Consider the following 1,652-nt stretch of genomic DNA (forward strand, 5'->3'; position numbering starts at 1 on the left):
TTCCCAATGGTAGTCCTGCTTCAGTAACTTTGCGAACCAACTCAAATAGGGTTCCAATAGCTACACCCAGTGATGAAAAAGCACCAATACCAAACAGCAGTGGTGGGATTAGCTCAAATACGATGTAGCGATCCATCACTGATAAGCCAGGCATTAGTGCAATGATGGACTTGGATTTACCAAATTTCATCTGTCCGCCTCCCGGTCGTCTCCCGCTATAATCTTTGATTTAGCGGTGAGACTTGCCATATAAACACCTGGGGTTACCCCAGGTGACAGGCACTCAGGAAAGGGAGGACAGGCTTTAATTTGTATAGGCATAACCATCCTTCCTGTGAATAAATTGACAATACTTGTGACTGATTCCTTGCACCAGTCCTGATTTAGTTGAGATATTGAAATATCCTGATTTTCGAGTTGCAACTCGTCCAACGTAGGTACCGATTTTCTTGCCTTTAGTTACCACAGCTCGGACAATATCACCCGTTTGAAAGCCTTTGTGAATTTTAGTTCTTGAACAGTGACGGACAGGGAATCCATACTTGTTGGTTCGACAAAGCTGACGAGTTCCGTGACCTTTGGCAGTAATCAGCAAAGGATGGGTTACTTCAATGATCAATGTTTCAACTTTCCCGACATTTGCTGCGTCTAGCCAATGAGTTTTTGGCAGGTTTTGACGGCATCTATTGAATTTAGTCAATCCGCCGCTGCCAACCTCGACTGGTATTCCAGTTGACTTTAGATCGTGGTATAATTTCCAGCGAGTTGTATTAACAGAAGCTGCGTCAGCCAGAGGGCGTCTCGCTTGACTCAATACACGCTTCAAGACACTAGGCTTATTAGACAGGAAAAGCTCAATATCTTGATTAGACTTAGCTTGATTGCATGGGTGACACGCAATAGCTAAGTTAGAAACCCGATCGGAACCGCCTTTAGACTTGGGTTTGATATGCTCAATTTCTAACTGAGTACCTGTTGCCCCACAATAAGCGCATTTACGATTCCATTTTTCAAGTAAATATTCCCGAAGTTCGTAACCGTAAAGTGTGCCCTGCTGATACTCTATCCCAGATATTTCAGGATTTTGTAGTTTTTGAGTGTCAAATCTAACTAGCTCTTGAGAGATACCAGTCACAGGACATACTCTAGTCAGCTTTTCAACCCAAGTTAAAATGTTTTTAACTCTAGACATCAGGCTAGGAGCTAACCAACCTTTTGATCTAGTTCTATTAAGAAATCTGGGCTTACGATATCGAGTTTTACGATTGCGTCGGGCACGCCTTAATTGCCTACGAGAAGTTAGTGCGTCTCGAATTTGAAAGCCTCTGTGGGTAAGCTCTGCTCCCCAAACCACTCGATTTCCTTGGACGATAGCTAAACCACTTGTTTTTGCCCCAGGATCTATTTTGATTTGTGACCCGTGAGTTATAGGTTCTTTTATTTCCTCTGTCAAGATTATAGTAAACGGGTAACGACGATAGACTTTAGCCTTACCTGTTGAAAGTAGAATCCTAGCTCTTGCTGGTCTACATGGATCTAAAGGTTGTCGATTTTTGTTGAGTACAAATACACGCATAATTGTGTTTCCTCCTATTGCTAGGGTAAAGTTAGCTTAGTCAAAGTTATTTCTCGGTACTTTCCCAGCTACACTG

1 protein-coding gene and 1 pseudogene are annotated in these 1,652 nt (G+C 42.7%); both read right to left on the reverse strand.

Annotation, left to right across the window (positions count from 1 at the left end; translation table 11 throughout):
- Positions 1 to 190 (reverse strand): annotated as a pseudogene (locus F6K53_RS40730) (permease); the annotation flags it as partial.
- A gap of 114 nt (positions 191 to 304) precedes the next feature.
- Positions 305 to 1,576 (reverse strand): RNA-guided endonuclease IscB, encoded by a 1,272-nt coding sequence (iscB, locus tag F6K53_RS40735; protein WP_293064980.1) that lies wholly within the window; start codon positions 1,574 to 1,576, stop codon positions 305 to 307.
- Positions 1,577 to 1,652: the final 76 nt, after the last annotated feature.

This window comes from Moorena sp. SIO4A1, from assembly GCF_010672065.1.
Lineage (GTDB): Bacteria > Cyanobacteriota > Cyanobacteriia > Cyanobacteriales > Coleofasciculaceae > Moorena.